The sequence below is a fragment of the Aliidongia dinghuensis genome (assembly GCF_014643535.1).
Lineage (GTDB): Bacteria > Pseudomonadota > Alphaproteobacteria > ATCC43930 > CGMCC-115725 > Aliidongia > Aliidongia dinghuensis.
Genome location: NZ_BMJQ01000005.1, coordinates 365,899 through 392,107 on the forward strand (window position 1 = coordinate 365,899; position 26,209 = coordinate 392,107).

The following is a 26,209-nucleotide window of genomic DNA, read 5'->3' on the forward strand; positions in this document are numbered from 1 at the left end:
CTCAGTCCTTCGCGAGCTTGACGCTGCCCTTGCCGGGCGGGACGACGACGCAGAGGTGGCCCTTCTTGTGCAGCGCGCCGCAGGCCTCGCGGGCCTGATGCTCGCTGGAGAAGCCGTTCAACCGGGCGCGGAAGATCTTGTGCCGTTCGTGCCGGGTTGGGCCCAGGACCGAGGCTTCCTCGCCGTGCAGGCCCGCGAGCCGGATCGCGTGCATGGCCGCTTCCTCGGCCTGCGCATGGCTGCTGAATGCCCCGACCTGGACCGCCCAGCGCTCGGTCGATACGGCGGTCACGATGCCACCCGATCGGGCGTTATGCCCGCGCAGCACCCGGGTCGTGGCGGGCGCCGGCGTCGCGGCCTCGGCCTTGCCGATCGGCGAGAGCGCCGCCAGCATCGTGCCGGCACCGGCGAACACGCGCCGTGCCGACTTGGCGCTCTGGCCGCCAGCCTCGGCGACCAGCACCGGATCGGTCGGGCGATGGGCGAAGCCATTGTCGAGCAGGGTCTGCATCAGGTGGTCGCGGATGCCGCCGCTGGTCGAGCCCATGACGACACCGTAGAGCCGATGGCCGTCGCGCTCCGCCGAGGAGGCAAGGTTGAAGCCCGAGGCAGAGGTGAAGCCGGTCTTCAAGCCGTCCATGCCGGCGTAGCGGTACATCAGGCGGTTGTGCCCGCGGATCACGCGGCCCCGGAACAGGAACTCGCGGGTCGAGAAGAAGCGGTAATACTGCGGGAAGTCGTCGTGCAGATGCTGGGCGAGCTTGACCAGGTCGCGCGCGGTCGTGACCTGCTCGTCGTCCGGCAGGCCCGAGGCATTGCGGAAGGTCGTGTTGGTCATGCCCAGCTGATGGGCCTTGTCGGTCATCATGCGCGCGAAGGCCGTTTCGCTGCCGCCGGCCAGATATTCGCCGGCAATGGCCGCGCAGTCGTTGGCCGACAGCACGATCATGCCGAGCACGCATTCCTTGACCGTGACCTCATCGCCGGCCGGCACGCCCAGATGGGTTGGCATCTTGGCAGCGGCGAACTCCGAGACCGGCATGCGCGTGTCGAACGTGAGCTTGCCACGCTGCAGCGCCTCGAAGGTCATGTAGAGGGTCATCATCTTGGTGAGCGACGCCGGATGGTTCAGCTCATCCGCGTTGACCTCGTTCAATACCTCGCCGGTTGTGCCGTCGACGACCATCGAGGCATAGCCAGCCCACGCAGAAGTAGAGCCGCCAGCGAGACAGGTCATGCCCAACAGAACGGCTGCAACGGCCAAGCCCCCCTGCCGTCGCGACCGCCGAATTGAATGGATGCCCAACTCGGCCTCCCCCGAACAATAAAATCCACCGTACCGGTACCGCTAAGAGGTTAAAAAATTACTGAATCGCTGTCCATTGCCTTTCGACACGTCAGTCGAAATTAGCTGTGGAAATCTTCGGCGTTGCGGCTTGTCGCCCGCTCGTCCGGTTCAACTGGAATAAAGCGGGAACGAGTCCGGGCGCGGTGTCGGCGCACCACTGAAGGTTCCGCCGCGAACACAGACTCTGTTCTCGCGTGCAGACGCGACAGCACCGAATCGGCTCGGGCGATACCGGCCGACGATTGAGTCATTTCAAGAGATTAGCGCAGCAGCTTGTCGATCCACGGGCCGTCCGGCAGCTGGCCGGTCAGCTGGGTGATGTGGGTGTTCCACCACAGGCGCTGCTCCAACAGGTCGTCGTAGTCGAGCTCGACCGTGCGGATCGCGCCGTCTGCCGTGGATAGGGTCGCAAGATCGATGGGGTAGCCGACGTCGGCGGCGCTGACGCGCGTCGAGTCGAACGACAGATACGCGATCTTGAGCGCCGCCTGCATCGGCGTGTCGTAGCTGAGCGCCCGGTCGAGGATCGGCTTGCCATAGGCGGTGGCACCCACGGAGAGATAGGGCGTGCGCTCGTCGCAGGCGATCCAGTTGCCTTCCGGATATATCAGATAGAGGCCCGGCTCGGCGTCGTCGGCGAGCATGCCGCCCATGATGCAGTGCAGATTGAGCGGCAGGGCCGCCGCCTCGAGCGCCTCCTGGTCCTCGCGCTTCACCTCGCGCAGTGCCGCGCAGAAGCCGGCGACCGCGTCGAGCACTCGGCGGAATGGCTTGGCATCGGCCGCGCGCATGTCGCGCTCGAGATAGGCCAGGGTCTTGTCGCGCACCGAGCGCAGGCCCGAGGTCATGACCATGAACTGGCCGCCGTCGGCGCCATGCAGGGTCAGCTTGCGGGCGCGCGACACCTGGTTGCCCGACGTCACCCGCCCATCGGACAGGGCGATCAGCCCGTCCCGCACCTTGATCCCGACGCAATAGGTCACAACCGCTTCTTTCCGCTCGTTCCTCGGATGGGCCGGCTGATCCCGGCCCGCGAGGAGGATGCCCCAGCGTACCGCCCGTCATCAAGCGCTGGCCGTCATCAAGCGACAGCCTCGGTTAAGGCGGCGTAACCGATGGTGTCGAGACCTGTTCAACAACGATTGATGTTGCAGTGCACAAAAAATCATTGACTCTGGCATCGGACAGGCATATTTGAAACTTGTGTTGCGATGCAGCAATCTCCGGGAGCGAGAAATCAAGCTCGCCCCGGTTGCCGCGCCAGGAGGGACCCTGAGATGACCGATACCGATCCGAAGGCAGGCAAGCCCGTCGCTCAGAAGCCGGCGGCCGCTGCCAAGGCGCCCGCGAAGGCGGCTGCCTCGAAGACCCCCGTCGCCAAGACCGCTCCCGCGAAGGTTGCGCCCACGACGGCGCCCGCCGCTGCGACCGCGAAGCCGACGCCCGTCGAGGCGAAGCCCGTCGTTGCGCCGACACCGGCCGTCGCGCCGACGCCAGCCGCCGCCAAGGCGCCCGAAGCTGCCCCAAAGGCGGCTGTCGAGACGCCGGTTCCGGCGACGTCCCAGCCCGAGGCCACCAAGCCCGCGCCCGTCAAGGTCGAGCCGGTTGCTCCCGCCCCCGTTTCCGTGACGCCCGTCCCCGCGGTCGTCAAGATCGAAAATTCGCCGGCACCAAAGGCGCCGGCCGCCGAGGCGGTCCCCGCCGCGGCCAAGCCCGTTTCGAAGCCGGTCGTCGAGGCGCCGGTTTCGTCTTCCATTCCCCCAACGGCCTCGAAGACCCCCTCTTTCCCCCTATTCATGGTGCCCCCTATGTCGACCCAGACTTTCAAAGGCTACGAAGACTTCGCCGCGTTCGGTAAGGCCAACTTGGACGCGTTCGTCCAGGCCAACACCCTGTTCGCCAAGGGTATCGAGGAGCTGTCGAAGGAAGTCGTCAGCCTCACCCAGTCGTCGCTCGAGAGCAGCGCTGCCGCCACCAAGGCGATCTTCGCGGCCAAGACCCTCAAGGACGTCGTCGAGCTGCAGGCCGACTTCGCCAAGACCTCGTTCGAGAAGCTGGTCGCCAATTCGACCAAGCTCGGCGAGCTGACCGTCAAGCTCGCGACGGACTCGGCCGCCCCGCTCGGCGCCCGCGTGACCGCCGCTGCCGAGAAGGCGCTGAAGCCGGCCGCCTAAGGCCGTCCTTCGGACCTGTCCTCGGGCTTCTCGGCTCGGGCTTATCGACCGCCGCCTGTTCCTCCCCTATGGCGGCGGCCGACCCAACGGCCTTCCGGCTTTTTGCCGGAAGGCCGTTTTCATTTCGGTAGGGTTTGCCATGCAAGATACGCCCAAGGGTCTTGGGTCGGCGCGTCATCATCCCATATAGTTTCTCCCGAGGGCCTGTTCCCCGTAGACCAGTTGGACCAACCGAGCGTGCCTGCCCCGAGCCTGCGATGAGCGACATCGAGAAACGCGACGACGACCATTCGACCGGGGTGGTCGTCAAGACGAAGCCCAAGACCCGCAAGCCTTCGCTCTACAAGGTCTTGATGCTCAACGACGACTACACGCCCATGGAGTTCGTCGTGCATGTGCTCGAGCGGTTCTTCTCCAAGAACCGGGAAGAGGCGACGCAGATCATGATGCATGTCCACCGGCGCGGCGTCGGCATCTGCGGCGTTTTCACCTATGAAGTTGCCGAGACGAAAGTGACGCAGGTCATGGATTTCGCTCGGCAGCACCAGCATCCTTTGCAGTGCACTCTGGAGAAGGAATAGCGTCTCATGCTGTCGCGGAATCTTGAGAAGACGCTGCATCGGGCGCTCGCATTTGCCAACGAGCGGCGCCACGAATACGCGACGCTCGAACATCTGCTGCTCTCGCTGACCGAGGACCAGGATGCGGTCGCCGTGCTGCGCGCCTGCACGGTCGATGTCGACAAGCTGCGCCGCGATCTGGCCGGCTATGTCGACAACGAGTTGGCGAGCCTGGTCTCGCCCCATGTCGAGGATGCGAAGCCGACCGCGAGCTTTCAGCGCGTGTTGCAGCGGGCGGCGATCCATGTGCAGTCGTCCGGCCGCGAGGAAGTGACCGGCGCCAACGTGCTGGTCGCCATGTTCGCCGAGCGGGAGAGCCATGCCGTCTATTTCCTGCAGGAGCAGGAGATGACGCGCTTCGATGCGGTCAACTACATCTCCCACGGCATCGCCAAGGCGCCGGGCCGGTCCGAGACGCGCCGCGTCCAGGGGGCGGAAGAGGAGCGGGTCGAGAACGGCGACAAGGCGAACACGAAGCGCGGCCATGACGCGCTCGACGCCTATACCGTCAATCTCAACAAGAAGGCCAAGTCCGGCCGGATCGACCCGCTGATCGGCCGCGAGGCCGAGGTCGACCGGACGATCCAGATCCTGTGCCGGCGCTCCAAGAACAACCCGCTCTATGTCGGCGACCCCGGCGTCGGCAAGACCGCGATCGCCGAGGGCCTGGCGCGCCGCATCGTCCAGGGCGAAGTGCCGGAGGTGCTGCAGAGCGCGGTCATCTATTCGCTCGACATGGGCTCGTTGCTCGCCGGCACGCGCTATCGCGGCGATTTCGAGGAGCGCCTGAAGGCCGTGCTCTCGGAACTCGAGGCACAGCCGCACGCGGTGCTGTTCATCGACGAGATCCACACCGTGATCGGCGCCGGCGCCACCTCGGGCGGCGCCATGGATGCGTCCAACCTGCTGAAGCCGGCGCTCGCCAGCGGCACGATCCGCTGCATCGGCTCGACGACCTACAAGGAGTACCGCTCGTACTTCGAGAAGGACCGGGCGCTTGTCCGCCGCTTCCAGAAGATCGACGTCAACGAGCCGTCGGTCGAGGATTCGGTGAAGATCCTGCGCGGCTTGAAGCCGTACTACGAGAAGTACCACAAGGTCCGCTACACGGCCGGCGCCATCCGCGCTGCGGTCGAGCTGTCTTCGCGCTACATCAACGACCGCAAGCTGCCGGACAAGGCGATCGACGTGATCGACGAGGTGGGCGCGGCGCAGATGCTGCTGCCCGAGAGCCGGCGGCGCAAGACGATCACCGACAAGGAGATCGAGGCGGTGATCGCGACCATGGCGCGCATCCCGGCCAAGAGCGTGTCGCGCGACGACAAGGAAGTGCTGAAGAACCTCGAGCGCGACCTGAAGACCATGGTGTTCGGCCAGGACAGTGCCATCGACGCGCTGACCTCGGCGATCAAGCTCGCCCGCGCCGGCTTGCGCGACCAGGAGAAGCCGATCGGCTCCTACCTGTTCTCAGGCCCCACGGGCGTCGGCAAGACCGAGGTGGCACGCCAGCTCGCCCGCACCCTCGGCATTGAGCTGAAGCGCTTCGACATGTCCGAATACATGGAGCGGCACACGATCTCGCGGCTTATCGGCGCGCCGCCGGGCTACGTCGGCTTCGACCAGGGCGGCTTGCTCACCGACGCGGTCGACCAGCATCCGCACTGCGTGCTGCTGCTGGACGAGATCGAGAAGGCCCATCCGGACCTCTACAACATCCTGTTGCAGGTCATGGACTACGGCAAGCTCACCGACCACAACGGCAAGAACGTCGACTTCCGCAACGTCATCCTGATCATGACGACGAACGCGGGCGCGACCGAACTCTCGAAGCCGGCGATCGGCTTTGGCAGCACGGTGCGCACGGGCGACGACCAGGAGGCGATCAACCGGCTGTTCACGCCTGAGTTCCGCAACCGCTTGGACAGCATCATCTCGTTCTCGCCGCTCTCGCGCGACACGATCCATCGGGTCGTCGACAAGTTCGTGCTCCAGCTCGAGGTGCAGCTGGCCGACCGCGGCGTCACCATCGAGCTCGACGGGGCGGCGCGCGACTGGCTGGCCGAAAAGGGCTACGACCCGCTCTATGGCGCCCGGCCGCTCGCCCGGGTCATCCAGGAGAACATCAAGAAGCCGCTCGCCGAGGAGCTGCTGTTCGGCAAGCTTGCCAAGGGCGGCGTGGTCACGGTCACGGTCAAGGACGAGAAGCTCGCCTTCCGGTTCTCGGCCGCGGCACCCACGCCGGAGAAGCCCGACGACGGCGAGCCGGTGGAGAAGGAGCCGGCCTACGTCGAATAGGCGGCGATCGTCCCGATTACTCGAAAACGCCGGTCCCGTGGGCCGGCGTTTCTCGTTTGGCGAACCGTCACGGGTTCCGTGCTAGTTTCTTCAGCGATTCCAGAATGATGCCGTGGGACGAATGCCGGAGAGCCTGATGACCGCCGAAACAAGCCCGACCGCCGAAACGCGCCCGACCGCCCGGATCTTCCTATGGGCGGCCTCGAGCTGCGTCGTGCTGGTGCTGCTCGCGATCGGGTTCGTCGACCGGCCGCTCTCGACATGGTCGCACGACCATCTGCACGGGCAGCAGGGCTTCATCTGGCTCACCTGGATCGTCGACCCGATCCCGCCGCTCGCCGTCCTGGGCCTGATCGGCGCCGGCGTCGCCGCGGTCGCCGGCTGGCGGCCGGGCTCGGGCGGGCGAGTGCTGCTGGCGCTCTGCCTCGCCACGGTCGCGGCCCTCGTCATCAAGGACGAGCTCAAGATTCTGTTCGGCCGGACCTGGCCCGAGACCTGGACCAACAACAACCCGTCCTGGATCAAGGACGGTGTGTTCGGCTTCGAGCCGCTGCACGGCGGCGCCGGCTGGTTCTCATTCCCGTCCGGCCACACGACGCTCGTGACGGCGCCGATGATGGTGCTGTGGCTCTGCTTGCCGCGGCTGCGCGCGCTCTGGGCGGCTTTGATCGCGCTCGTCGTGATTGGGTTGCTCGGCGCCGACTATCATTGGCTGAGCGACACGATCGCCGGCTTCTACCTCGGCACCGCCGTCGCTGTCGGCATGGTGGCGCTGCTCAAGGCGGCACCGTGAGCGAAATCCAGATCCGGCCGCTCACCAAGACCGACGCGGGGGCGTTCCGCGCGCTTCGCCTCGAAGGCCTGAGCCAAGCGCCGGACGCGTTCAGCGCCGCCTACGAGGACGAGGTTCGGCGCAGCGACGAGCAATTCGCCGCCCGCATTCCCGACGCCTCGTCCTCCGTGATCTTCGGCGCCTTTCGGGATGGCAGGCTCGTCGCCATGACCGGTCTCATGGTGCCGGCGGGCCTGAAGGAGCGGCACAAGGGCCTCGTCTGGGGCGTCTATGTCGGCGTCGCGGCACGCGGCCTGGGGCTCGCCCGCCGGTTGCTCGATCGGGTCATGACCCATGCCCGCACGGTCGACGGGCTCGAAATCCTGCAGCTCGGCGTCGGCGTCCATAACGAGCCGGCCAAGGCCGTCTACGCCGCCGCCGGCTTCGAGGTCTACGGCGTCGAACGTAAAGCGCTGAAGCTCACGGATGGGCGCTACGTGGACGAGGAGCTGCGGGTGCTGGAGCTCCGCAGCGGCTGACCTCTCATCGGTCTGCGCCGGTTTTCTCCATCCAAAAGGGCGGCAGCCGCGGCTCCCATGTGTAGGGCTCGTATCGCTCGAGGATCGCCTCGCGTTCGGCCATGCTGGTCGCCTTCAAGGACTTGCGCAAAGCCTGCTTCAGCGCGTCGCCGCCCTCGACATCACCGGTGTCGTAATAGTGGCGCTTGATCTCGCTGACGATTTCCAGCACGTCGCCGGGCTTGGCGTTCGCGATCCATTCGAGCAGGCCCTCCAGCTCGGTGTCCCGCTCGCCCGGCGGCAGGCTCGCCCAGGGCTCGCCGTCGCGAACTGCCCGCTCGAGCTCTTCCAACTGCCCAGCAGGGATGCGGACGCAGGCGTGGAGCGTAACGCCCGGCCGTTCCATCACAGGCTTGCGCTGACGGGATGGCCTCAAGGAAGCCCCGGAGTAGCTTCGGATGAGCCTGCTGATCGCGATGATGCAGAGTTGGACGAAAAGCCATGTCTTTTCTGGCACTCGTTTCCTCCATCCGAGGTGGTTGGAGCGCTGACGGGTGTACTTTCTCTCGGCCGCCTTTCATGGGAAGGATGCTGAGCTTGATAGTGTTAAGTGCGAGGCGGATATGGGAAAGAAGCGGAAAATACTTGACTTGGTTATGATCAGGTCTTGTTTGTTTCCGCTGCTTGGATGAGCTCGACCATCCGGTCACAAACAGCGTCGAGATCGGCGCCAGGTGGCAGGAAGATCGTGTTCTCTGTATCGGGAACCCATCCGCCGCGGCTCGAATACCTGCGCAGGGGAATAATTTTGTATGAGCCGCCCTGGTCGGTGATGCTCCAAGTCGCCGTTACGCCGCGATCGAACGCCGACCAAGTCTTAACGCCAGCAAGCAGCGGTAGCACTACCGGCTCAGGCGTTCTCGGAGGCCGTGGTGCGGAGGGTGGCGGATTGCCGGCGAGGATTTTTTCTCTCATTGCCTGGCGCAGATTTTCGACTTCTGTAGCCGGTATCACGGCGATCGGCTCGACCAATTCATATAAGGAGGATCCGGGCGCGTTCGCCAAAGTGGGAAGATAGACGGTCCCTTTTCTGAGATAACAGGTGTTACGCATGAAACTCTCCTAGTGCTCGATTTCGGTAAAATCGATACCGAGCTTTTGCGCGCGGGATTTTGCGGCGGCGATCGCGGCTCTTTGCGCCGCTGAACCGCTGCCGCTCGGGATGACGAGCGCTAGTTCACGACGGACAGTACTATCGGGCCAGACTTCCTTTTGACCCCACTTTGTACCCTTGAAATTGGCTAATCGATCAACGTATCGGTTAAGTTGCCTGAGTAATCGCAATTCGCTTTGATAGGTGGCAGCATTTAGATCGATTGACTTGATGCTCGTGATTCGTCTGACGAGTTGCTTATCTATAACCGGAAAACCATGCGGCAGGTTGGCGCCATAGGTTTCGTGGATCACATCCCCGCGCGCTACCGGTGGCAGGCGCCAGTCCTCCGATGGCGGCACAGGGTCTGGAATTCTGAGCGTCGGCGGTTGCGGCGCCGAATGTAAGGCTGCCGAAACAAGCAACTGTCCAAGCAGTGCGGCTTGGGCTGGATCCTCCCGCGTATAGGGCTCGAACCGTTTGAGGATGTCGGCGCGGTCGGCGAGGCTTGTCGCCTCCAGCGCATCGCTTAGCGCGAGATTGAGCGCATTGCCGCCGGCTGTATCGCCGTAATCGTAGTAGAGACGCTTGATCTCGCCGCGAATGACCGGCGCCTCTTCCGGCTTGGCGTTCGCGACCCACTCCAGCAGATCGCCCAGCTCATCGATCCGTTCGCCCGGTGGAAGGCTGACCCATGGCTCCGCGTCCAGGGCGGCCTGCAGCGCTTCGGCATGCGATGGGTCGCCGTGAAGTCCATCTTCCTCCGGCCCGGCGCTGACGAGACGCAGCGGCGAGCGACTCAGCTTCGGCGGCAGGCCGTGCAGAGAACGGGCCGGGACGGCATCATTACCATTCGCGACCCAACGCCCTCTTTCGTCGCGCGGTTCGTCCGGATCGAACTTGGCGAGCTTGTCCTCGGCCCTCGCCAGCCGGGCGGCGCCGGTCCAATCGAGCTCGGGCAAGTCGAGCAGCAAGGCCTGGATCATCGCCCGTGCCGGCTGCGCCTCGTTGAGCGCCTGGGCGACGGCGTCCAGGCCTTTCGCGACCCGGTCGGCATCGACCGTGGCGCCATAGGCGCGCTCCAGCAGCCAGCGGATTTCGAGATCGTCGCGCGGCACGAAGCCTCGGGAGGCCCGGCGCAGCAGCGGAACGCCGGCCAATGTCAGGCCGTCGGCCGTGCAATCGAGTCCGAAGCCCTTGGCAAGCCTGAAACGTCGAAGTGCAACCGCGTGCATCCCCTCTCTCCATCACTACCATGGGAGGAGAGAATGTTCGCTCTTTGTTCCTTATGCAAGCTATGATTCAGAGATTCTTGTGAGGCCGGCCCTCACTAGCCCTGGCCGCTGCCGTTAATGGCGGCCTGCAGCTGCTGTCCGTCGCTCGCCGCATTTGCGCAGTACACATGCTGTTCGGCTGCCAGTCCTTGTCCGGCGCTCAGCCATGAGACAACCAGCGTGCCGCCGTAGAATGCCGCTTTCTTCCGCATGAGCGTTGTCCTGGAGTAAGTGCGCGTGCGCAAGCACGCCGGCTCCGGGTTTAATGTCTCCGGGGTGAGTCAACGCAGAGAAGCGGAAGTTGTCCCTACGAAATCGTACGCGGGGCGGTTCTATTCCTCGCAGCCCGCCGGAACGGCGACAGTTCCGCCATCTCCGCGCGCAGGTCGGCCGATCCCATCTGCAGGATCGTGCCGGTCCAGCTATCGCTTTGGTAGATTTGCAATTTTGGACATCACTACCTAGGATAGATCCGTCTGTGGCGCTATGTAGAGGTGATAATCATGCCGCTTGCTAAAGTTTACGTGCCTCAAGGTGTCTTGAGTGCAGGACAGCGGAACCAAATAATTGCCGGAATATCCGAGGTGATAAACTCGGTGGAAGGGCGCCCGGACGCCAGCCATAAGTACACATACGTGATCATAAATGAGATTCCGCCCTCGGGCTGGGGTGTCGGCGGCAAGCCATATGCGCCAGGCAGGTAGGAAAAAGGCAGCGATATCGTCATCAGCATGGCGGAATGCCGGCATTCATATTGATCTTATACTTTCGCTGATCCGAACGAGGAGGAAGGGATAATGGAGGAAGTCGAGGGTTTCCCGATAACGGGGGCTACTGGCAATGAGGGGTTCAACCCAAGCCGACGCGCCGTCTTGCGAACGGTAACGGCCGCGGCGGTCGCAACGACGATCATGCCCGGGGTACAGGCAGCTGACGCGGCTCCGGCGGATGGCTTCGGCGCCCCTCTCGTCGAGCTGCACGTTCCGGTAGGCATCCTGTCCGCCGAGCAGAAGAGTGCCATGATCAAGGGCGTCTCGGATGTCCTGGTCAAGGCGATGGATCTGCAGCCCGAGCAGATGCGGTTCCTTTGGGTGCAGATTATCGAGGTCTCGTCAGGTGGTTGGGGCGTCGGGGGCCAAGTTTTCATCCCGAAGAGCCAGCTATCTGCCGACGGCCAACACAAGGGCTGACACTTCGGGTGCGATTCTACCCCTCGCAGCCCTGCCGGAACGGCGACAGTTCGGCCAGTTCCGCCATCTCCGCGCGCACGGCCGGGCGTTCGCGGTCGAGGAAATGGGCGATGGCCTGGCGGAAGCCCGGATCGCGAATCCAATGCGCGCTGTAGGTCTCGGCCGGCAGATAGCCGCGCTGGATCTTGTGGGTGCCTTGCGCGCCGGCCTCGACGCGTGCCAGGCCATGTTCGATCGCGAAATCGATGGCGCGGTAGTAGCACGCTTCGAAATGCAGGAACGGATAGTCGCCGTCCGCGCCCCAATTGCGGCCATAGAGCGTGTCCGTGCCGCGCAGGTTAAGCGCACCGGCGATGGTGCGGCCGTCATGCTCCGCCACGACCAGCACGATCTTCTCGCCCAACCGTGACGGCAGCAGCTCGAAGAACTCGCGCGTCAGGTACGCCCCACCCCATTTGCGGTCGACCGTCGAGAGATAGAAGCGGTGGAACGCGTCCCAATGGCGCGGCGTGATCTCGGCTCCGACCAGCGTCCTCAAGCCGATGCCGCCCGCGAGCGCAGCCTGGCGCTCCTTGCGGATCGACTTGCGCTTGCGGGAACTGAGGCGGCCCAAGAAATCCTCGAAGCTCGCGTAGCCCTCGTTCATCCAGTGGAACTGCTGCCCGACGCGCTGCAGGAAGCCGGCGTCGCCAAGGCGCTGCCAGTCGGCTTCCTTGGGAAAGGTCACGTGCAGCGAGGAGACCTTGTGCCGTTTCGCGACCTCGACCAGCCCGTCGATCAGCAGGTCGGCGGCGCCCGCCGGTGCGTCGGGCCGGACGAGCAGGCGCGGCCCCGGCACCGGCGTGAACGGCACGGCCGCCTGCAGCTTCGGGTAATACTCGCCGCCGGCCCGCTCGTAGGCGTCGGCCCAGCTCTGGTCGAAGACATACTCGCCCCAGGAATGGGACTTGAGATAGAGCGGCACCGCGCCGACGAGGCGGCCGACCGCATCCTCCAGCAGCAGGTGCTGCGGCAGCCAGCCGGTGCGCGCCGAGGCGGAGCGAGACTCCTCGAGGGCGGAGAGGAAGCCGTGCGAAACGAACGGATTGTCGGCGCCGGCACAGGCGTCCCACGCCGCGGCGTCGATGCCGCCAAGCTTGTCCACCACGCGGAGCGTGAAACGGTCCCCGCCATCCATTCGCTGCTGACCGATCCTGTTGTAGTGCCGAAGGGTCAAGATGGGGCGCCGCGGGGGCCGGGCCAAGCCCCCGCGGCGTGTTGCTCATTCGTTGGTCGTTCAGGCCTTGAGTTCGAACACCGCGTCGACCTCGACCGCCAGGTTGAACGGCAGCACATTGACGCCGACTGCGGCGCGGGCGTGCTTGCCGCGGTCGCCGAACACGTCGACCATCAGGTTCGAGCAGCCGTTCACGACCTTGGGCTGGTCGGAGAAGTCCGAGGCCGAATTGACGAAGCCGCCGAGGCGCACGCAGCGCGCGACCCGGTCGAGATCGCCGCCGGCCGCGTCCTTGAGCCAGGTGATGAGGTTGAGCCCGCAGATACGCGCGGCGTCGATCGCGTCTTCCACGCTCACCTCGGCGCCGACCTTGCCCGGATAGCGTCGCTCGCCGTTCCAGATGCAGAGCTGGCCGGAGAGGAACACCAGGTTGCCGGTGATGACATAGGGCACGTAATTCGCGGCAGGGGCGCTGGCATTCGGCAGCGTGATGCCCAATTCCTTCAGGCGCTGTTCGATGGTCTGCGACATGACGTCTCCTTCAGGCGTTCGCTTTTCCGATGCGACGCCCTGGGCCAATGCCATGCCTTGGGATTGTCCAAATCGCATCGGAAGCTGTTTCTAGGCCCGCGCGGGCGAGGCACCATAGCCGGAAGACCACTCCGGACCAATGGGGCCGCACCGCTTGTCAGACTCTCGCAAGGAATTCCTGCCCGATGCGTTCCGTTTTTGCCTGCCTGCTCCTGCTTGCGACGCTTTTGAGCGCGCCCTTCGCCGAGGCGCAGAACCTCCTGGGCGACACCCGCGCGCCCTACAGCGCCGACCGCACGGTCGTGACCGGCGGCAAATCCTATGTCGGCCGCGTCTATGCCGAGCCGGGCCGGCAGCGGCACGAGCAGGACCTGAACGGCCTGCCGCTGGTGGCGATCCTGCGCGCCGACCGGAAGGTCGCCTGGCTCGAGCTGGCGCCGCTCCATGTCTTCACCGATTTCCCCTTTCCCGCCGCGATTACCGACTATGCCGATGACCGCCAGCTGGGCCCGGCGCTCGGCACCGAGACGGTCGGCGGCGAGGCGACGAAGAAATACCGCATCGAACGCCAGGGCACGGACGGCTCCCAGGTCTACGGCTATGCCTGGATCACGGACGACGGCATCGTCATGAAGCTCGACGGCGCCTTCGTCGAGCCGAGCGGCCGCGAGACGCGCGCCAGCTATGAGCTCAGCCACGTCAAGCGCGGGCCGCAGCCGCCAGCACTCTTCGACCTGCCGGCGGGCATGAGCCGCCTGCCGCCCGAGGCGTTGGCACCGCTCATGGGCATCAAGCTGAAGCCGCCAGCGCGTGGATAACGGCCCCCGCGGCTAGGAGACAGCGAGGCCGGCGAGCGCCTGGCGCATGGCCGCGACCGGCCCGGCCCAGGCGCCGCGCTCGGTCTGGCGGAAGAGCCGCGCCGTGCCGTACCATGGGCTGTCGGGCCGCCCCATCAGCCAGCGCCAGTCGGGCGCATGGGGCAGGGCGATCCAGACCGGCCGGCCGAGCGCCCCCGCCAGATGGGCGACCGACGTGTCGACCGCGATGGTGAGGTCGAGCGCCATCACCGCGGCGGCGGTCTCGCCGAAGTCGGTCAAGTCGGGTGCCAGATCGGCAATGCCGGGGAGGGCGGCGAGATCGTCCGCGCCCGGCTCCTTCTGCAGGCTGAACCAGCGCACGCCGGGGGCGGCCATGAGCGGCGCCAGGGCAGCTGCCGGCAGCGAGCGGTTGCGGTCGTTGCGGTGGAGGCGATGGCCCTGCCAGACCAGGCCGACCTTGAAGCCGGGTCCGAGCTTGTCGGCCCAGGCCGCGACGCGCGCCGGATCGGCCGTGAGATAGGGAGCGGGCGGGATCGTCGCGCCCGTCACCTTCAGGGCGGCGCCGAGGCTCATGAGGGCGATCTGGGCGTCATAGGGCGGCAGCGGCCCGTCGCGCGGCACGACCTCGTCGATACCGGCGATGTCCCGCATCAGGCTGACAAGCGGCGGCTGGCAGGCGAGCACGATGCGGCCGACGCCTTGCGCGCGGACCAGGGCGGCGAAGCGGGCGAACTGGATCGTGTCGCCCAGCCCCTGCTCGCCGTGGATCAGCAAGGTGCCGTCGAGCGGCCCGCCGCTCCAGGCCGGCCCGGCGATGTCGGGGCCGGTGGCGGCCCCGGCAGCGAAGCGCGCCTCGAAGCCTTGCCAGCCGCGCAGCCAGTCGCCGAGCAGCAGCCGGCAGACGCCCAGGTTCCATTGGATGGTCGGGTCCTGCGGCGCCAGTGTCTCGGCCTGTCGATACCAGCGCAGCGCCTCGGCCGGCCGGCCTAGATCCTTGAGCGCGCGGCCGAGGTTGAATGTCGCCGCCGCATGATTCGGCTCCGTCGTCAGCACGGCTTCGTAGAGCGCCATGGCCTCGTTGAGCCGCCCTTGCTCGAGCCGGAGGTTGCCGAGATTGAGTCGTGCCGCCGTGTCCTTCGGCGCCAGGCGATGCGCCGTCTCCAGCACCTTCGCTGCCTCGTCCGGCCGCTGGATCTGCAGGAGCAGGGCGCCGCGGTTGATCCAAGCTTCGGCGAGGCTGGGCTTGAGCGCCGTCGCCCGTTCGTAGAGCGAAAGCGCCTCGGCGAACTGCCCTTGCTGCTGGCGGATGATGCCGAGATTGACATGGGCGCCGGCATGGCTGGGCTCGCGCGCGATCAGCGCCTCGAAGCAGGCGGCGGCGCCATCGGCATTGCCGCCGAGCCGCAGGGCCTCGCCCAGGTCGTTCAGGTAGGCCGGCACGGTCGGATCGGCTTCGACCGCAGCCTGGAGCAGATTGATTGCGGCGGCGCCCTGGCCGACCTGCAGGGCGATCACGCCCAGGAGATGCAGGCTCGGCGCATGGTCCGGCGCTTCGGCCAGGATCTGCTGATAGAGCGCGCCGGCCTCAGGCAGCCGGCCGGCGTCGAGATGGCGGCGAGCGGCCTGGAACAGTTTGTCGATTTGGGACACGGGGGCGCTGCTCAAAGCTTCTGCATGATCCAGTCACTGGCCGCGTCGAGCCCCGGCACCAGGCATTCGGCGCCGACCGAGCGGGCGAAGCTCTCGATCGCCGCCTGGACCATGGGCGTCGCCCCTTCGCCCAGCAGCACGCCGCCGCTCTTGAGCCGCGGCCAAGCCCCCTCGCACAGCCGCACCAGCTCGCCTGCATCGGTGACCGGACCAATGCGCACCAGATCGACCATGGTGCCGTGCCGGGCGAGCCAGTCCGGTGCCGAGCCCGCGTCGGGCGGCAGGGCGCGGGCAGCGGCACCGAGACCGGTCGCAGCGAGATTGAGCGCCGCCGTCATGTGCGAGACCAGGTTCCAGCCGGCGTCGCTGGCGAGCAGATGGGCCGCCTCGCCGGCCGCGGCCAATGCGTCGGCGAGCGCCACCGCGGTCGCCCCGTCGGCCCCGGCGGCCAGCACCAGAAGGTCGCGCGGCTTGAGGCGCGTGACCAGCTCCCGGATCAGGAGCGACGGTTCCGAGGGCGGCACGCTCCTGGCCGGCGGTGCCGGGGCGGGGCCGAGCTCGGTCATCGCCTCGGCCAGGGCGAGGCCGGCGCGCGCACGCTCCGACGGCAAGGTCACGCCGGCGGCGCGCATCATGTGCAGGCGCGCCGGATGCATCGGGTCGTCCGGCCGGATGACGTAAAAGCTGGTGGCGCGCCCGGTCGGCTGACCGCGGAAATGCTCTTTGAGTGCCTTGAACACGAGCCGGTCCTCGCCGGAGCCGTCGTCGAACGCGGCGAGCGACCAGAGCGGCGGCAGGTCGTGGCAGGCGAGCTTGTCGATCATCAGGCTCGACGGGTCGACGAAGCCGCCGAACTTGTCCTTGAACAGGCCGGCGTCGGGGCCGACCGATTCCCACTGGTCGACGCAGATCGGCTCGCCGGTCGCCGTCTCGACGAAATATCGCGCCGAATAGGCCCAGTCGGCGCCCTCGATCGCGGCCGCAAGGCTCGAAAGATGGCCGGGCGCCCACCAATTGTCGTCGTCGAGATAGGCGATGTGCCGGCTGTTCGCGAGATATGTGAGCACGGTGCGCAAGCTGCCGCTGAACCGGTTGGGATAAAGCCCGCCGTGGCGCACCGAGGTCGAATAGCCCGGGTCCAGCACTGCCAACTGCATCGTCGCCGGGCATTCGCGGCCCAGCGCCTCGATGAGCGCCGGGTCGCCCTCGGGCGTGTCGATGCCGACCAGGATCTGGACGCGGCCCGCGAAATCCTGGGCGAAGACCGAGCGGACGGCGCGGGCGAGCGCCGGGCGCAGCACGGTCGGGATGATCACAGCCACGTCGAACGGCGGCTGGGACGATGCGCGGCTTTTGTCGATCTGGCTGAACAAGGGGATGCTGGACTCCGTCGGCGCCCGGCAACTGCGCGCGGGCGGGTCGTCATGACGCAACTTGGGCATCATGCGGCGACGGCGCCGGTTACGGCAAGGGAAGGTCATGGCAATAGAGGGGCACCGCAAGGGATGGCCTCGCCAGACCGGTACGATCACAGATAGAGTGGCGTCCTCAAACTATCGCCGGCGAGGAGTGGGCAGGGTCCCGCGGCCTCGTGGGCCCTCAAGGGGTCCCATGCCCATGATGCGGTCGATCAGGGTTCGTCTGTACATTGCATTCGGCGCGCTGACGGCGCTGATCTTCCTGGTCGTCGCCTTCGAGGCGAACGGCATGCGCGAGCTTGGCCGGACGATCGATCGGCTGGCCGGCAGCGCGCTTACGAGTGCCGAGGCGCTGACCCGCCTCGGCAAGCTTGCGGCTGACATCCGCATCGCCGACGGTCGCGCGATCCTGGCGGATGGCAGCGAGGCGCGGATTGCGGCGCTGGGCGACGCCCGGGTGCGCGCCGCCCGGTTCCAGCGCGAGGTCGATCTCTATGCGGCGCTCGTCGCGGGCGAGCAGGAACAGGCGCTCTATCGCGCGCTGCTCACCCGCGCCGACGGCCTCGTCCGGGCGCAGGCCGACCTCGATCGGCAATTCGCCGAAGCGGGCGGCGACCCGGCCCAATGGTACCGGTCGGCCGGGCGCGCTGCCTATGATCAGGCGCAGGCGGCAATCGAGGCGCTGATCGTGGAGACCGAACGGCGCGCCGCCGCGGATGTCGATGCCGCGCGCCAGGAGACGCGCGGGCTCTCGCTGATCGCCGACGGCATGCTGGGCGTGGCCCTGCTGGTGGCGCTCCTCGCGGTGATCTATCCGGCGCTGCACATCGTCGAGCCGCTGGCCCGGCTCACCGCGGCCATGCGCCGTCTGGCGGAGGGCGATTGGGCGATCGAGATCCCGGCGACCGAGCGGTCGGACGAGATCGGCGCCATGGCGCGCGCGATCCAGGCGCTCCGCCGCCAGGGCATGGCGGGCGAGCAGGCGGCGACGGCCTTGCGTGCGCTCAATGCCGATCTCGAACGGCTCGCCATGATCGATCCGCTGACCGGCGTCGCCAACCGCCGCTATTTCTACCAGCGGGCGGCGATCGAGATCGTGGCGGCGCACCGGCGCCGCTGCTCGCTCGCCTGCCTCATGCTCGACATCGATTTCTTCAAGGCGGTCAACGACCGGTACGGCCATGCCGCCGGCGATCTCGTGCTGAAGCAGGTCGCCCAGGTCGTCCTCACCGGCATCCGGCCCTACGACCTCTTGGGGCGGCTCGGCGGCGAGGAATTTGCGGTGCTCCTGCTGGACGCGGGCCCCGCGACGGCCGCCGCCATCGGCGAGCGGCTGCGCGCGGCGGTCGCGGGGGCGACGACGCCGATCGACGGCACTCCCCTGTCGGTCACGATCAGCATCGGCGTCGGCTGTCTCGGGACGGACGATGTCGCGGTCGACCCGCTGCTCGACCGGGCCGACCGCGCGCTCTACGAGGCGAAGCGCCGCGGGCGCAACCAGGTGGTCGGACCCGAGCCGATGGCGCCGCCGGCCGTGGTGTCCGAGCGGTAGTGGTGGCTCAGGCGCCGCCGGCGGTGGTGAGCGGCTGCCACAGCTCGACCTTGTTGCCGTCCGGGTCGAGGAACCAGCCGAACCGGCCGTAGTCATATTCCTCGATCGCGCCGACCAGCGTGGCGCCGCCGGCAACCACCTGTTCCAGCGCCCGGTCCAGGTCGTCCACGACCAGGTTGATCATGAAGTCGCGCTCGGCCGGCTGGAAATAACTCGTGCTGGCGGGAAACGGTGCCCAGATGGTGAAGCCGCCGGGCGGCATGCGCTCCGGGTGCAGGCTCGCACCATGGGGCGGCGTCACCGGCAGGCGCAGATGCTTCGCGTACCAGGAGCCGAGCGCCGCCGGGTCGCGCGATTTGAAGAAGATGCCGCCGACACCGAGGACTCGGGCCATGGTTTCGCTCCGCCCATGATTGTTTTTGCCATGCTCGCGCCTCGGCATCATAGGCTGCGGCGCCGAAAGCCAAAAGAGACGAGGCGGCTTGACAAATGCTCATAGTGAGCAAAAATCTCCCTCGTCGCCGAACGACGGCGGCGCTTGGGACAGCAAGGAGCTTGCTGAACGTGACACTCGCCTCTGCCCAGCCCTACGACGTCATGGTGTTCGTCGGGCGGTTCCGCTTTTTCCACAATGGCCACTTGGCCGTGATGCGCCGGGCGCTCCGGCTCGGCCGCCACCTGATCGTGCTGGTCGGCTCCTGCCGGCAGGCGCGCAGCCTGCGCAATCCGCTCAACTTCGACGAGGTGCGCGCGACGATCCTCGACGCTTTCGAGCCGGCCGAGCGGGAGCGTCTCACGATCGTCCCACTGATCGACCGCTACAACGACATCGAATGGCTGGCCGACGTGCAGGCGGCAGTGCACGAGGTCGTGGGCCGGCTGCACCCGGCGGGCGGGCCCGAGCCGCGGCTGTGCCTGATCGGCCATGGCAAGGACCAGTCGAGCTATTACCTCAAGATGTTCCCGCAATGGGCGTCCGAGCCCGTGCCGAACCACGAGAGCCTGTCGGCGACGCCGATGCGCGAGGATTACCTGGCCGACGCCGAGGCGGGGCTCGCGAAATGGGCGGCCCATCTGCCGGCGAACGTCGTTGATTTCCTTCGCAGCTTCGCCCGGACCGAGGCCTATCGCAACCTGGCCGAGGAAGCAGCCTTCATTGCCGATTACAAGCGGAAATGGGCTGTCGCTCCCTATCCGCCGACCTTCGTCACGACCGACGCGGTGCTGGTGCAGAGCGGGCACATCCTGCTGGTCGAGCGCCGCAACAACCCGGGCAAGGGGCTGTTGGCCCTGCCCGGCGGCTTCGTCGACCAGCACGAGCGGATCAGGGACGCCATGATCCGCGAGCTGCGCGAGGAAACGCGGCTCAAGGTGCCGTCGGGCTTCCTCGAAGGCTCGATCAAGGCCGTGCAGGTGTTCGACTATCCCTATCGCAGTGCCCGCGGCCGCACGATCAGCCACGCCTTCCTGATCGTGCTCACCGGCGACCGCGCCGGCCTGCCCAAGGTGCGCGGCGGCGACGACGCCCGGCGCGCCTTCTGGCTGCCGATCGGCGAGCTCGAGCCCGAACAGATGTTCGAGGACCACTGGCACATCATCCGCACCATGCTGCCTTACGCTTCACGTGACTGAGATGGCCGTGACCGAGGGCGCTCGATTTCCCGCCGCTGGAACGACCGGCGGCTTGCCGGCAAAGGAGCTTTGCCATGTTGATTGAACCGAAACTGCGCTTGAGCTTCATCCAGGCGAACCCGACCGTGGGCGCCATCGCCGAGAATTTCGAGATCGTCCGCGCCTATCGCCGGAAATTCACCGGCCGGGCCGACCTGCTCGTGTTCAGCGAATGTTTCGGCACGGGCTATCCGTTCCAGGACCTGGCGCTGCGCCCGACCTTCATCCGCGACTTCCAGGCGGCGCTGGCCGCCCTCGTCGCCGAGATGCGCGGCGATGCCGGCCCGGCCGTGCTGATCGGCGGGCCGCAGCCCGGCGCCTCGCTGCCCTACAACGCCGCCTTCCTGATCGAGACCGACGGCTCGACCAACGTCGTCTTGAAGCACCGGCTGCCGAACGACGAGGTCTATGACGAGAAGCGCACCTTCGCCGAAGGGCCGATGCCGGCGCCGGTCGCGTTCCGCGGCTTCAAGCTCGGCATCCAGATCTGCGAGGATTTCTGGCACGGCGAGGTCGCCCGCGCGCTCGCCGACGAGGGCGCCGACATCCTGATCAGCCCGAACGGCAGCCATTTCAAGCTGGGCAAGCAGGCGATCCGGCTCGATCTCGCCCGGCGCGCGGTGCGCGCGGTCGGGCTGCCGCTCGTCTATGTCAACCAGGTCGGCGGGCAGGACGAGCTGGTGTTCGACGGCGGCTCCTTCGCGATCGACCGGCACGGCAATACGGTGGCGCAAGTGGCGTTCCGCGAGGCGAGCTTCGACTTGGTGCTGGAGCGGGGCGAGCACGGGCCTGACATCCGCCGTGCCGACGTGATCGGCAGTACCGCCAACGGCTATCCCGAGCCGCTCGAGGCGCTCTATCGCGCCATGGTGCTGGGCTTGCGCGACTATGTCGGCAAGAACCGCTTCCCGGGCGTCGTCATCGGCATGTCGGGCGGGCTCGACAGCGCGCTTTCGGCCGCGGTCGCGGTCGACGCGCTCGGGCCGGACAAGGTGCATCTGGTGCGCATGCCGTCGCCCTATACCTCAAAGGCCAGCATGGACGACGCGGCCGAGGCGGCACGCCTCTTGGGCGTCCGGCTTGACACGGTGCCGATCGAGCCGGCGATGGCGGCGTTCCGCACCATGCTGGCGCCGCTGTTCGAAGGCCGGGCGGAGGACGTGACCGAGGAGAACATCCAGGCGCGCGCCCGCGGCATCACGCTGATGGCGATCAGCAACAAGCTTGGGTCCATGGTGCTGTCGACCGGCAACAAATCCGAGATGTCGGTGGGCTACGCCACGCTCTACGGCGACATGTGCGGCGGCTATTCGGTGCTGAAGGACGTGTTCAAGACCATGGTCTTTGCGCTCGCGCGCTGGCGCAACGCCTATCGGCCGGAGGGGCTCCCCGATGGGCTCCGGGGGCCCGAAGGCCCGGTCGTGCCGGAAGAGATCATCACGAAGCCGCCGTCGGCCGAGCTCAAGCCCGACCAGACCGACGAAGCGGCGCTTGGCGCTTACGAACATCTGGACACGGTGCTGCGCCATCTGGTCGAGGGCATGAACGATGCGCCGCGTGCCGCCGCCCTCGCCTCGGCCGAGCTCGGCACGCCAATCGATGTCGCCTATGCCGAGCGCATCGGCCGGCTCGTCTGGCATGCCGAATACAAGCGCCGCCAAGGCCCGATGGGCGTGGTGCTGAGCGGCCGCGGCTACGACAAGGGCTGGCGCCTGCCGGTCACCAACGCCTACGGCCTCTGAACGGACCGCCCGACCATGATCGTCAATTTCTCCCAGCGCGCGCACAACCATAATTTCGAATCCGACTGGGCGGTGCGCAGCCTGCTCGACACGGACTTCTACAAGCTCCTGATGCTCCAGTTCATCTGGAAGCATTTCCCGGACGTGCCGGTCTCGTTCGGCCTCATCAACCGGACGAAATCCGTGCGGCTCGCCGACGAGCTCGACGAGGCGGAGCTCCGGCGGCAGCTCGACCATGTCCGCGAGCTCCGCTTCCGCCGGTCGGAGCTCATCTGGCTCGCCGGCAACACGTTCTATGGCCGCCGTGGCATCTTCGAGCCGGAGTTCATCGAATGGCTCGCCGACTTCGAGCTGCCGCCCTACCGGCTCGAGCGCCGCGACGGCCAGTTCGAGCTGCGCTTCGACGGCCCCTGGACCCATTCGACCATGTGGGAGATCTATGGGCTGTCGATCGTCAACGAGCTTAGGACGCGCGCCGGGCTCGCTCGCATGACCGAGTTCGAGCTCGACATCTTCTACGCCCGGGCCAAGGCGAAGCTGTGGGACAAGATCGAGCGGCTGCGCGGCGTCCAGGGCCTGGCGGTCGCCGATTTCGGCACGCGGCGCCGGCATTCCTTCCTGTGGCAGGAATTCGTCGTGCAGGCGATGGAGGCGGAGTTGGACGGCGCCTTCACCGGTACCTCCAACGCCTATATCGCCTTCAAGCATGATCTGGAGGCGATCGGCACCAATGCGCACGAGCTGCCGATGGTGCTGGCGGCGCTCGCGACCGACGACCGGTCGCTGGCGGATGCGCAGTACCGCGTGCTCGAACTGTGGCAGCGGACCTATGGCGGGGCGCTGCTCGTCATGCTGCCGGACACGTATGGCACGACGCAGTTTCTCGAACGCGCGCCCCAATGGGTGACCGGCTGGACCGGCATCCGCATCGACAGCAAGAACCCGGCGACGGCCGGCGAGGAATATATCGACTGGCTGACGTCGCGTGGCGTCGACCCGCGCGACAAGCGCATTCTGTTCAGCGACGGACTCGACGTCGGCGACATCCTGGATCTCCACGCGCGCTTCGCCGGCCGGATCAAGGCCGGCTACGGCTGGGGCACGCTCCTGACCAACGATTTCCGCGGCTGCCACCCGCGCCGCACGGCCGATTTCGAGCCGATCAGCCTGGTGTGCAAGGTTAAGGAGGCTGGCGGCCGCCCGGCGGTGAAGCTCAGCGACAATTACCTGAAGGCGACCGGCCCGGCCGCCGAGATCGCGCGCTATCGCGCGCTGTTCGGCACGGCCGGTGTCGCCAACGTGCCGGTACTGGTGTGAGCCGAAAGGAGCTGGTCTATGGACAGGATCGCGATCGACCGCCGGGCTGACATTCTGGGCCTGATCGACATCCAGCCGACCTTCATGCCGGGCGGCGAGCTGGCCGTGCCGGACGGCGATGCGGTGGTCGCCGTCGCGAACCGGTTGCTCGCCGACCGGTTCGACCACGCGTTCGCGACCCAGGACTGGCACCCGGCCGGCCATCATTCCTTCGCGAGCGCCCATCCGGGTCGCGCGCCGTTCGAGACGATCCGGCTTGCCTATGGCGACCAGACGCTGTGGCCCGACCATGGCGTGCAAGGCAGCCCGGGGGCCGCCCTGCACCCGGCGCTCGACCAGGCCAAGATCGAGCTCGTCGTGCGCAAGGGCTTCCGGCCGGCGATCGACAGCTATTCGGCCTTCTTCGAGAACGACCGCACGACGGCGACCGGCCTTGCGGGCTATCTCAAGGAACGCGGCTTCCGGCGCATCTTCTTCGCCGGGCTCGCGACCGACTTCTGCGTCGCCTATTCGGCGGAGGATGCGGTGCGCGCCGGCTTCGCCGCCGTTGTCGTCGAGGATGCGTGCCGCGGCATCGGCATGCCGGCCGAGGGCGGCGGCACCACGATCGATGCCGCGCGCCGCCGGCTCAAAGCGCTGGGCGTCCGCTTCGTCACGACTGCGGCGCTCGGCTGACTTCCTCCGCCTCGATCCGGGCCCAGAGTGCCCGCACCAGGTCCTTCAGCATCAGCGCCTCGGCCCAGCGATCCGACAGCTCGTAGCCGTCCGGGCCGGTCATGGCATATTCCTTGGGCCCGAGCTCGCAGAGGAAGGTCAGCGTCGCGTCGGCCGGCGCGCGCCGGCGCCAGGAGCGGATGCCGTATTCCCACCAGCCCATGAACAGGTCGAGCCAGTCGCGGTGATGGGGAAAGCTGATCTGCACCTGGACCTGCTCGCGGCTCGCGACCCGGCCGTGCAGCGCCCAGGCTTGGTCGAGGATGCGGTGGATGAGCGCATGGTTCTCCTGGCTCACCGGCCAGGCGAACTCGCGGCCGACGAGGTAATGCGAGAGATCCGCCGTCAGCTTCAGGTCCGGGAAGCGGTCGACCAGCTGCAGCGTGGTCATGAGGTCGGTCGTCATGCGGTCGCGATGGGTCTCGATGAAGACCGGAATGCCGGCCTCCGCCGCCAGGCGCTGCCAGCCCTCGATGTAGGGGAAACAGGCCTCGAGCCGGTACGGCCGCGCGTTCGGCTGCAGATTGACGTGGTCGGCGCCCAGTTCCCGCACCCGGTCGAGGATCGGGCGCAGATCCTCGACCGTCTCCGGATAGCACTGCGCCTGCCAGACGAGCCCGTGGGCGCGGAGGAAGCCGGTCACCTCGCGGGCATAGCCATGGTCGAAGAAGCGCACGCCGGCCCCGTCGAAGCCGGCGTCGCGGATCATCCCGAGCTTCCGGTCGAGCGGCCATTCCGCGCCGTCAGGGCGCCGGCGTTCCATGGCCCAGAGCGACTGGAGGACGAGCAGGCGCTGGGCCATCGTGGCCGCCCTCAGCCGATCGTCCGGATCGGGACCGGCGCCGTGACGGCACCATCCGCCGCCTCGTTGGCCGGATCGTAGTCGGCGCGGATATCGCTTGTGTGGGTCTCCGGCCCCCACCAGACCGCGGCGGCGGTGATGACCGAAAGCGCGATGACGTAGAGGGCGACGCCCCAGGGCGCGCCGTCCATCCAGAGGACGAGCAGGGAGGCCACGGCCGGCGCCGGCCCGCCGGCCAGGATCGAGCCCAGCTCGCGCGCGAACGCAAAGCCGCTGAAGCGCAGGCGCGGCCCGAACAGTTCGGCGAAATAGGCTGCCTGCGGCCCGAACATGGCGCCGCCGCCGATGCCCATGATGAGCGCGAAGGCGATGACGATGAGCGCGGTATTGCCGGTGTTGACGAGCGCGAAGAACGGGAAGGCGAAGAGTGCCGAGAAGAGGGCGCCGCCCATGTAGACCGGTCGCCGTCCCACCTTGTCAGACAGATAGCCGAAGAACAGGATGCCGGCGATCTCGACGAAATTGCCGGTGAACACGCCGAGCAGTGCTGTATTCCGCGGCAGATGCAGCGTGTTGATGATGTAGCTCAAGCCGAACACCGGGAAGAGATAGCCCAGACCGTTCTCGGCCAGGCGCGCACCGACCACGACCGCGAAATTGCGCGGATGCCGGCTGAGCGCCGCCAGCGCCGGTATGGCGATCCTGGGCCGCCGCTTCACCGCCTCGGTGAATACCGGCGTCTCCTGCACCCGGAGCCGGATCAGCACGCCGACCAGCACCAGCGCCAGGCTGATGAGGAACGGCACGCGCCAGCCCCAGCTCATGACCTGGTCCTTGGGCAGCAGCGAGACCAGCCCGAACACGCCGGCCGCCAGCAGGTTGCCGACCGTGACGCCCATCGGCGCGAAGCTGCCGAAGAAGCCGCGCCGCGTCTCGGGCGCATATTCGACGGCGAGGATGACGGCGCCGCCGTATTCCGCGCCCGCGCCCAACCCCTGGACGAGCCGCAGGCCGGCCAGCAGCACCGGCGCCCAGAGGCCGATCTCGGCATAGGTCGGCAGCAGGCCGATCAGGAACGTACCGCCGCCGACCAACAGGATCGTCGTCACCAGCACGGGCTTGCGGCCCCAGCGGTCGCCCAGATAGCCGAACAGGATGCCGCCGAACGGCCGGGCGACGAAGCCGACGCCGAAGGTGGTGAAGGACAGCAGCATGCCCATGCTGGGCTCGAATTTCGGGAAGAACAGGTCGCCGAACACCAGCGCCGCGGCCGTGCCATAGACGAAGAAATCATACCATTCGAGCGCCGAGCCGACGGCGGCCGCCAGCATGATCGGAATGAGCGAGCGCTTCGGCTGGGTGCTGCCCCGTCGGATCGTGTGAGGTCCGTTCGTATGAGCCATCCTGCTGTTCCTCCCTTGGTCCGGCTTCGGC

The 26,209-nt window shown here is 67.2% G+C and carries 27 protein-coding genes; 13 read left to right on the top strand and 14 right to left on the bottom strand.

The features are described from left to right. Nucleotide 1 precedes the first annotated feature (1 nt). The 3 genes from IEY58_RS12205 to IEY58_RS12215 all read right to left on the bottom strand — a co-directional run bounded on the left by IEY58_RS12205 (nt 2) and on the right by IEY58_RS12215 (nt 3,104). Nucleotides 2-1,186, bottom strand: a complete 1,185-nt coding sequence (locus tag IEY58_RS12205) for a D-alanyl-D-alanine carboxypeptidase (protein ID WP_189046010.1) — start codon at nt 1,184-1,186, stop codon at nt 2-4. A 422-nt stretch (nt 1,187-1,608) separates the two neighbouring features. After that, nucleotides 1,609-2,331, bottom strand: coding sequence for a peptidase (locus IEY58_RS12210; RefSeq protein ID WP_189046012.1), 723 nt, complete (start codon nt 2,329-2,331; stop codon nt 1,609-1,611). Between the two features lie 332 nt (nt 2,332-2,663). After that, the gene (locus IEY58_RS12215) at nt 2,664-3,104 is read right to left on the bottom strand and encodes a hypothetical protein (RefSeq protein ID WP_189046014.1); all 441 of its coding nucleotides are present in this window, start codon (nt 3,102-3,104) and stop codon (nt 2,664-2,666) included. 52 nt (nt 3,105-3,156) lie between these two features. On the opposite strand from IEY58_RS12215, the gene IEY58_RS12220 reads away from it, so the two are divergent. The 5 genes from IEY58_RS12220 (at nt 3,157) to IEY58_RS12240 (ending at nt 7,748) form a co-directional block, all read left to right on the top strand. Further along, the gene (locus IEY58_RS12220; RefSeq protein WP_189046016.1) at nt 3,157-3,522 is read left to right on the top strand and encodes a phasin family protein; all 366 of its coding nucleotides are present in this window, start codon (nt 3,157-3,159) and stop codon (nt 3,520-3,522) included. Between the two features lie 257 nt (nt 3,523-3,779). Continuing rightward, complete coding sequence (clpS, locus tag IEY58_RS12225; RefSeq protein ID WP_189046018.1) at nt 3,780-4,103, top strand: ATP-dependent Clp protease adapter ClpS; 324 nt, start codon at nt 3,780-3,782, stop codon at nt 4,101-4,103. A 6-nt stretch (nt 4,104-4,109) separates the two neighbouring features. Then, nucleotides 4,110-6,437, top strand: coding sequence for an ATP-dependent Clp protease ATP-binding subunit ClpA (gene clpA, locus IEY58_RS12230; RefSeq protein ID WP_189046020.1), 2,328 nt, complete (start codon nt 4,110-4,112; stop codon nt 6,435-6,437). A 136-nt stretch (nt 6,438-6,573) separates the two neighbouring features. Continuing rightward, a complete protein-coding gene (locus tag IEY58_RS12235) occupies nt 6,574-7,230 on the top strand; it encodes a phosphatase PAP2 family protein (RefSeq protein WP_189046022.1) in 657 nt (218 codons plus the stop codon). After that, nucleotides 7,227-7,748 (top strand): GNAT family N-acetyltransferase, encoded by a 522-nt coding sequence (locus IEY58_RS12240; protein ID WP_189046024.1) that lies wholly within the window; start codon nt 7,227-7,229, stop codon nt 7,746-7,748. The genes IEY58_RS12235 and IEY58_RS12240 overlap by 4 nt, the downstream gene beginning before the upstream one ends. A 4-nt stretch (nt 7,749-7,752) precedes the next feature. Here IEY58_RS12240 and IEY58_RS12245 read toward each other — a convergent pair whose 3' ends face one another. The 4 genes from IEY58_RS12245 to IEY58_RS12260 all read right to left on the bottom strand — a co-directional run bounded on the left by IEY58_RS12245 (nt 7,753) and on the right by IEY58_RS12260 (nt 10,366). Next, nucleotides 7,753-8,133: a hypothetical protein gene (locus tag IEY58_RS12245; protein ID WP_189046026.1), complete on the bottom strand. Its 381-nt coding sequence runs from the start codon at nt 8,131-8,133 to the stop codon at nt 7,753-7,755. 254 nt (nt 8,134-8,387) lie between these two features. After that, nucleotides 8,388-8,840, bottom strand: a complete 453-nt coding sequence (locus tag IEY58_RS12250) for a hypothetical protein (RefSeq protein WP_189046028.1) — start codon at nt 8,838-8,840, stop codon at nt 8,388-8,390. Nucleotides 8,841-8,849: 9 nt separating this feature from the next. Further along, entirely contained in the window at nt 8,850-10,115 is a 1,266-nt protein-coding gene (locus tag IEY58_RS12255) for an endonuclease toxin domain-containing protein (RefSeq protein ID WP_189046029.1), read from the bottom strand. A gap of 95 nt (nt 10,116-10,210) precedes the next feature. Further along, entirely contained in the window at nt 10,211-10,366 is a 156-nt protein-coding gene (locus IEY58_RS12260) for a hypothetical protein (RefSeq protein ID WP_189046031.1), read from the bottom strand. A gap of 291 nt (nt 10,367-10,657) precedes the next feature. Between IEY58_RS12260 and IEY58_RS34790 the strand changes: the two genes are divergently transcribed. Both IEY58_RS34790 and IEY58_RS12270 read left to right on the top strand, forming a co-directional pair. Next, complete coding sequence (locus IEY58_RS34790; protein WP_189046033.1) at nt 10,658-10,858, top strand: tautomerase family protein; 201 nt, start codon at nt 10,658-10,660, stop codon at nt 10,856-10,858. A 93-nt stretch (nt 10,859-10,951) separates the two neighbouring features. Further along, nucleotides 10,952-11,344, top strand: coding sequence for a tautomerase family protein (locus tag IEY58_RS12270; RefSeq protein WP_229743669.1), 393 nt, complete (start codon nt 10,952-10,954; stop codon nt 11,342-11,344). Between the two features lie 16 nt (nt 11,345-11,360). Here IEY58_RS12270 and IEY58_RS12275 read toward each other — a convergent pair whose 3' ends face one another. Beyond that, nucleotides 11,361-12,521 (bottom strand): GNAT family N-acetyltransferase, encoded by a 1,161-nt coding sequence (locus IEY58_RS12275; protein ID WP_189046035.1) that lies wholly within the window; start codon nt 12,519-12,521, stop codon nt 11,361-11,363. A 99-nt stretch (nt 12,522-12,620) separates the two neighbouring features. After that, nucleotides 12,621-13,091 (bottom strand): RidA family protein, encoded by a 471-nt coding sequence (locus tag IEY58_RS12280; protein WP_189046037.1) that lies wholly within the window; start codon nt 13,089-13,091, stop codon nt 12,621-12,623. A 185-nt stretch (nt 13,092-13,276) separates the two neighbouring features. Here IEY58_RS12280 and IEY58_RS12285 point away from each other — a divergent pair, with 185 nt between their 5' ends. Continuing rightward, nucleotides 13,277-13,909, top strand: coding sequence for a hypothetical protein (locus tag IEY58_RS12285; RefSeq protein WP_189046039.1), 633 nt, complete (start codon nt 13,277-13,279; stop codon nt 13,907-13,909). A gap of 12 nt (nt 13,910-13,921) precedes the next feature. Here the strand turns inward: IEY58_RS12285 and IEY58_RS12290 are convergent, their stop codons facing one another. Together IEY58_RS12290 and IEY58_RS12295 are read right to left on the bottom strand one after the other, a co-directional pair. Then, nucleotides 13,922-15,559, bottom strand: a complete 1,638-nt coding sequence (locus IEY58_RS12290; RefSeq protein WP_189046041.1) for a tetratricopeptide repeat protein — start codon at nt 15,557-15,559, stop codon at nt 13,922-13,924. 11 nt (nt 15,560-15,570) lie between these two features. Beyond that, nucleotides 15,571-16,932: a glycosyltransferase family 2 protein gene (locus IEY58_RS12295; RefSeq protein ID WP_189046043.1), complete on the bottom strand. Its 1,362-nt coding sequence runs from the start codon at nt 16,930-16,932 to the stop codon at nt 15,571-15,573. Nucleotides 16,933-17,176: 244 nt separating this feature from the next. Here IEY58_RS12295 and IEY58_RS12300 point away from each other — a divergent pair, with 244 nt between their 5' ends. Continuing rightward, nucleotides 17,177-18,529, top strand: a complete 1,353-nt coding sequence (locus IEY58_RS12300; RefSeq protein ID WP_189046045.1) for a GGDEF domain-containing protein — start codon at nt 17,177-17,179, stop codon at nt 18,527-18,529. A gap of 7 nt (nt 18,530-18,536) precedes the next feature. Here IEY58_RS12300 and IEY58_RS12305 read toward each other — a convergent pair whose 3' ends face one another. Continuing rightward, nucleotides 18,537-18,923, bottom strand: coding sequence for a VOC family protein (locus IEY58_RS12305; protein ID WP_189046047.1), 387 nt, complete (start codon nt 18,921-18,923; stop codon nt 18,537-18,539). A 170-nt stretch (nt 18,924-19,093) separates the two neighbouring features. Here IEY58_RS12305 and IEY58_RS12310 point away from each other — a divergent pair, with 170 nt between their 5' ends. The 4 genes from IEY58_RS12310 to pncA all read left to right on the top strand — a co-directional run bounded on the left by IEY58_RS12310 (nt 19,094) and on the right by pncA (nt 23,934). After that, nucleotides 19,094-20,161, top strand: a complete 1,068-nt coding sequence (locus IEY58_RS12310) for a bifunctional nicotinamide-nucleotide adenylyltransferase/Nudix hydroxylase (protein WP_229743670.1) — start codon at nt 19,094-19,096, stop codon at nt 20,159-20,161. A 74-nt stretch (nt 20,162-20,235) separates the two neighbouring features. Further along, nucleotides 20,236-21,942 carry an NAD+ synthase gene (locus tag IEY58_RS12315; protein WP_229743671.1) on the top strand — a complete coding sequence of 569 codons (1,707 nt, stop codon included), beginning with the start codon at nt 20,236-20,238 and terminating at the stop codon, nt 21,940-21,942. A gap of 15 nt (nt 21,943-21,957) precedes the next feature. Then, entirely contained in the window at nt 21,958-23,259 is a 1,302-nt protein-coding gene (gene pncB / locus IEY58_RS12320; protein WP_189046051.1) for a nicotinate phosphoribosyltransferase, read from the top strand. A gap of 18 nt (nt 23,260-23,277) precedes the next feature. Beyond that, complete coding sequence (gene pncA / locus IEY58_RS12325) at nt 23,278-23,934, top strand: bifunctional nicotinamidase/pyrazinamidase (RefSeq protein ID WP_189046053.1); 657 nt, start codon at nt 23,278-23,280, stop codon at nt 23,932-23,934. Here the strand turns inward: pncA and IEY58_RS12330 are convergent. Beyond that, nucleotides 23,912-24,775, bottom strand: coding sequence for a sugar phosphate isomerase/epimerase family protein (locus IEY58_RS12330; RefSeq protein ID WP_189046055.1), 864 nt, complete (start codon nt 24,773-24,775; stop codon nt 23,912-23,914). The genes pncA and IEY58_RS12330 overlap by 23 nt on opposite strands. 11 nt (nt 24,776-24,786) lie before the next feature. Beyond that, nucleotides 24,787-26,178 (bottom strand): MFS transporter, encoded by a 1,392-nt coding sequence (locus IEY58_RS12335; RefSeq protein WP_189046057.1) that lies wholly within the window; start codon nt 26,176-26,178, stop codon nt 24,787-24,789. Nucleotides 26,179-26,209 lie beyond the last annotated feature (31 nt).

Bases quoted from the DNA above. Each gene is read 5' to 3' on its own strand.
- IEY58_RS34790 (WP_189046033.1), top strand. From the start codon at position 10,658: ATGCCGCTTGCTAAAGTTTACGTGCCTCAAGGTGTCTTGAGTGCAGGA.
- clpA (WP_189046020.1), top strand. From the start codon at position 4,110: ATGCTGTCGCGGAATCTTGAGAAGACGCTGCATCGGGCGCTCGCATTT.
- IEY58_RS12245 (WP_189046026.1), bottom strand. From the start codon at position 8,133: ATGGAACGGCCGGGCGTTACGCTCCACGCCTGCGTCCGCATCCCTGCT.
- IEY58_RS12235 (WP_189046022.1), top strand. From the start codon at position 6,574: ATGACCGCCGAAACAAGCCCGACCGCCGAAACGCGCCCGACCGCCCGG.
- IEY58_RS12255 (WP_189046029.1), bottom strand. From the start codon at position 10,115: ATGCACGCGGTTGCACTTCGACGTTTCAGGCTTGCCAAGGGCTTCGGA.
- IEY58_RS12330 (WP_189046055.1), bottom strand. From the start codon at position 24,775: ATGGCCCAGCGCCTGCTCGTCCTCCAGTCGCTCTGGGCCATGGAACGC.
- IEY58_RS12220 (WP_189046016.1), top strand. From the start codon at position 3,157: ATGTCGACCCAGACTTTCAAAGGCTACGAAGACTTCGCCGCGTTCGGT.
- IEY58_RS12215 (WP_189046014.1), bottom strand. From the start codon at position 3,104: ATGGAAGACGAAACCGGCGCCTCGACGACCGGCTTCGAAACGGGCTTG.
- IEY58_RS12205 (WP_189046010.1), bottom strand. From the start codon at position 1,186: ATGGTCGTCGACGGCACAACCGGCGAGGTATTGAACGAGGTCAACGCG.
- IEY58_RS12250 (WP_189046028.1), bottom strand. From the start codon at position 8,840: ATGCGTAACACCTGTTATCTCAGAAAAGGGACCGTCTATCTTCCCACT.
- IEY58_RS12260 (WP_189046031.1), bottom strand. From the start codon at position 10,366: ATGCGGAAGAAAGCGGCATTCTACGGCGGCACGCTGGTTGTCTCATGG.
- clpS (WP_189046018.1), top strand. From the start codon at position 3,780: ATGAGCGACATCGAGAAACGCGACGACGACCATTCGACCGGGGTGGTC.
- IEY58_RS12315 (WP_229743671.1), top strand. From the start codon at position 20,236: ATGTTGATTGAACCGAAACTGCGCTTGAGCTTCATCCAGGCGAACCCG.
- IEY58_RS12285 (WP_189046039.1), top strand. From the start codon at position 13,277: ATGCGTTCCGTTTTTGCCTGCCTGCTCCTGCTTGCGACGCTTTTGAGC.
- pncB (WP_189046051.1), top strand. From the start codon at position 21,958: ATGATCGTCAATTTCTCCCAGCGCGCGCACAACCATAATTTCGAATCC.
- IEY58_RS12275 (WP_189046035.1), bottom strand. From the start codon at position 12,521: ATGGATGGCGGGGACCGTTTCACGCTCCGCGTGGTGGACAAGCTTGGC.
- IEY58_RS12305 (WP_189046047.1), bottom strand. From the start codon at position 18,923: ATGGCCCGAGTCCTCGGTGTCGGCGGCATCTTCTTCAAATCGCGCGAC.
- IEY58_RS12270 (WP_229743669.1), top strand. From the start codon at position 10,952: ATGGAGGAAGTCGAGGGTTTCCCGATAACGGGGGCTACTGGCAATGAG.
- pncA (WP_189046053.1), top strand. From the start codon at position 23,278: ATGGACAGGATCGCGATCGACCGCCGGGCTGACATTCTGGGCCTGATC.
- IEY58_RS12300 (WP_189046045.1), top strand. From the start codon at position 17,177: ATGATGCGGTCGATCAGGGTTCGTCTGTACATTGCATTCGGCGCGCTG.
- IEY58_RS12280 (WP_189046037.1), bottom strand. From the start codon at position 13,091: ATGTCGCAGACCATCGAACAGCGCCTGAAGGAATTGGGCATCACGCTG.
- IEY58_RS12335 (WP_189046057.1), bottom strand. From the start codon at position 26,178: ATGGCTCATACGAACGGACCTCACACGATCCGACGGGGCAGCACCCAG.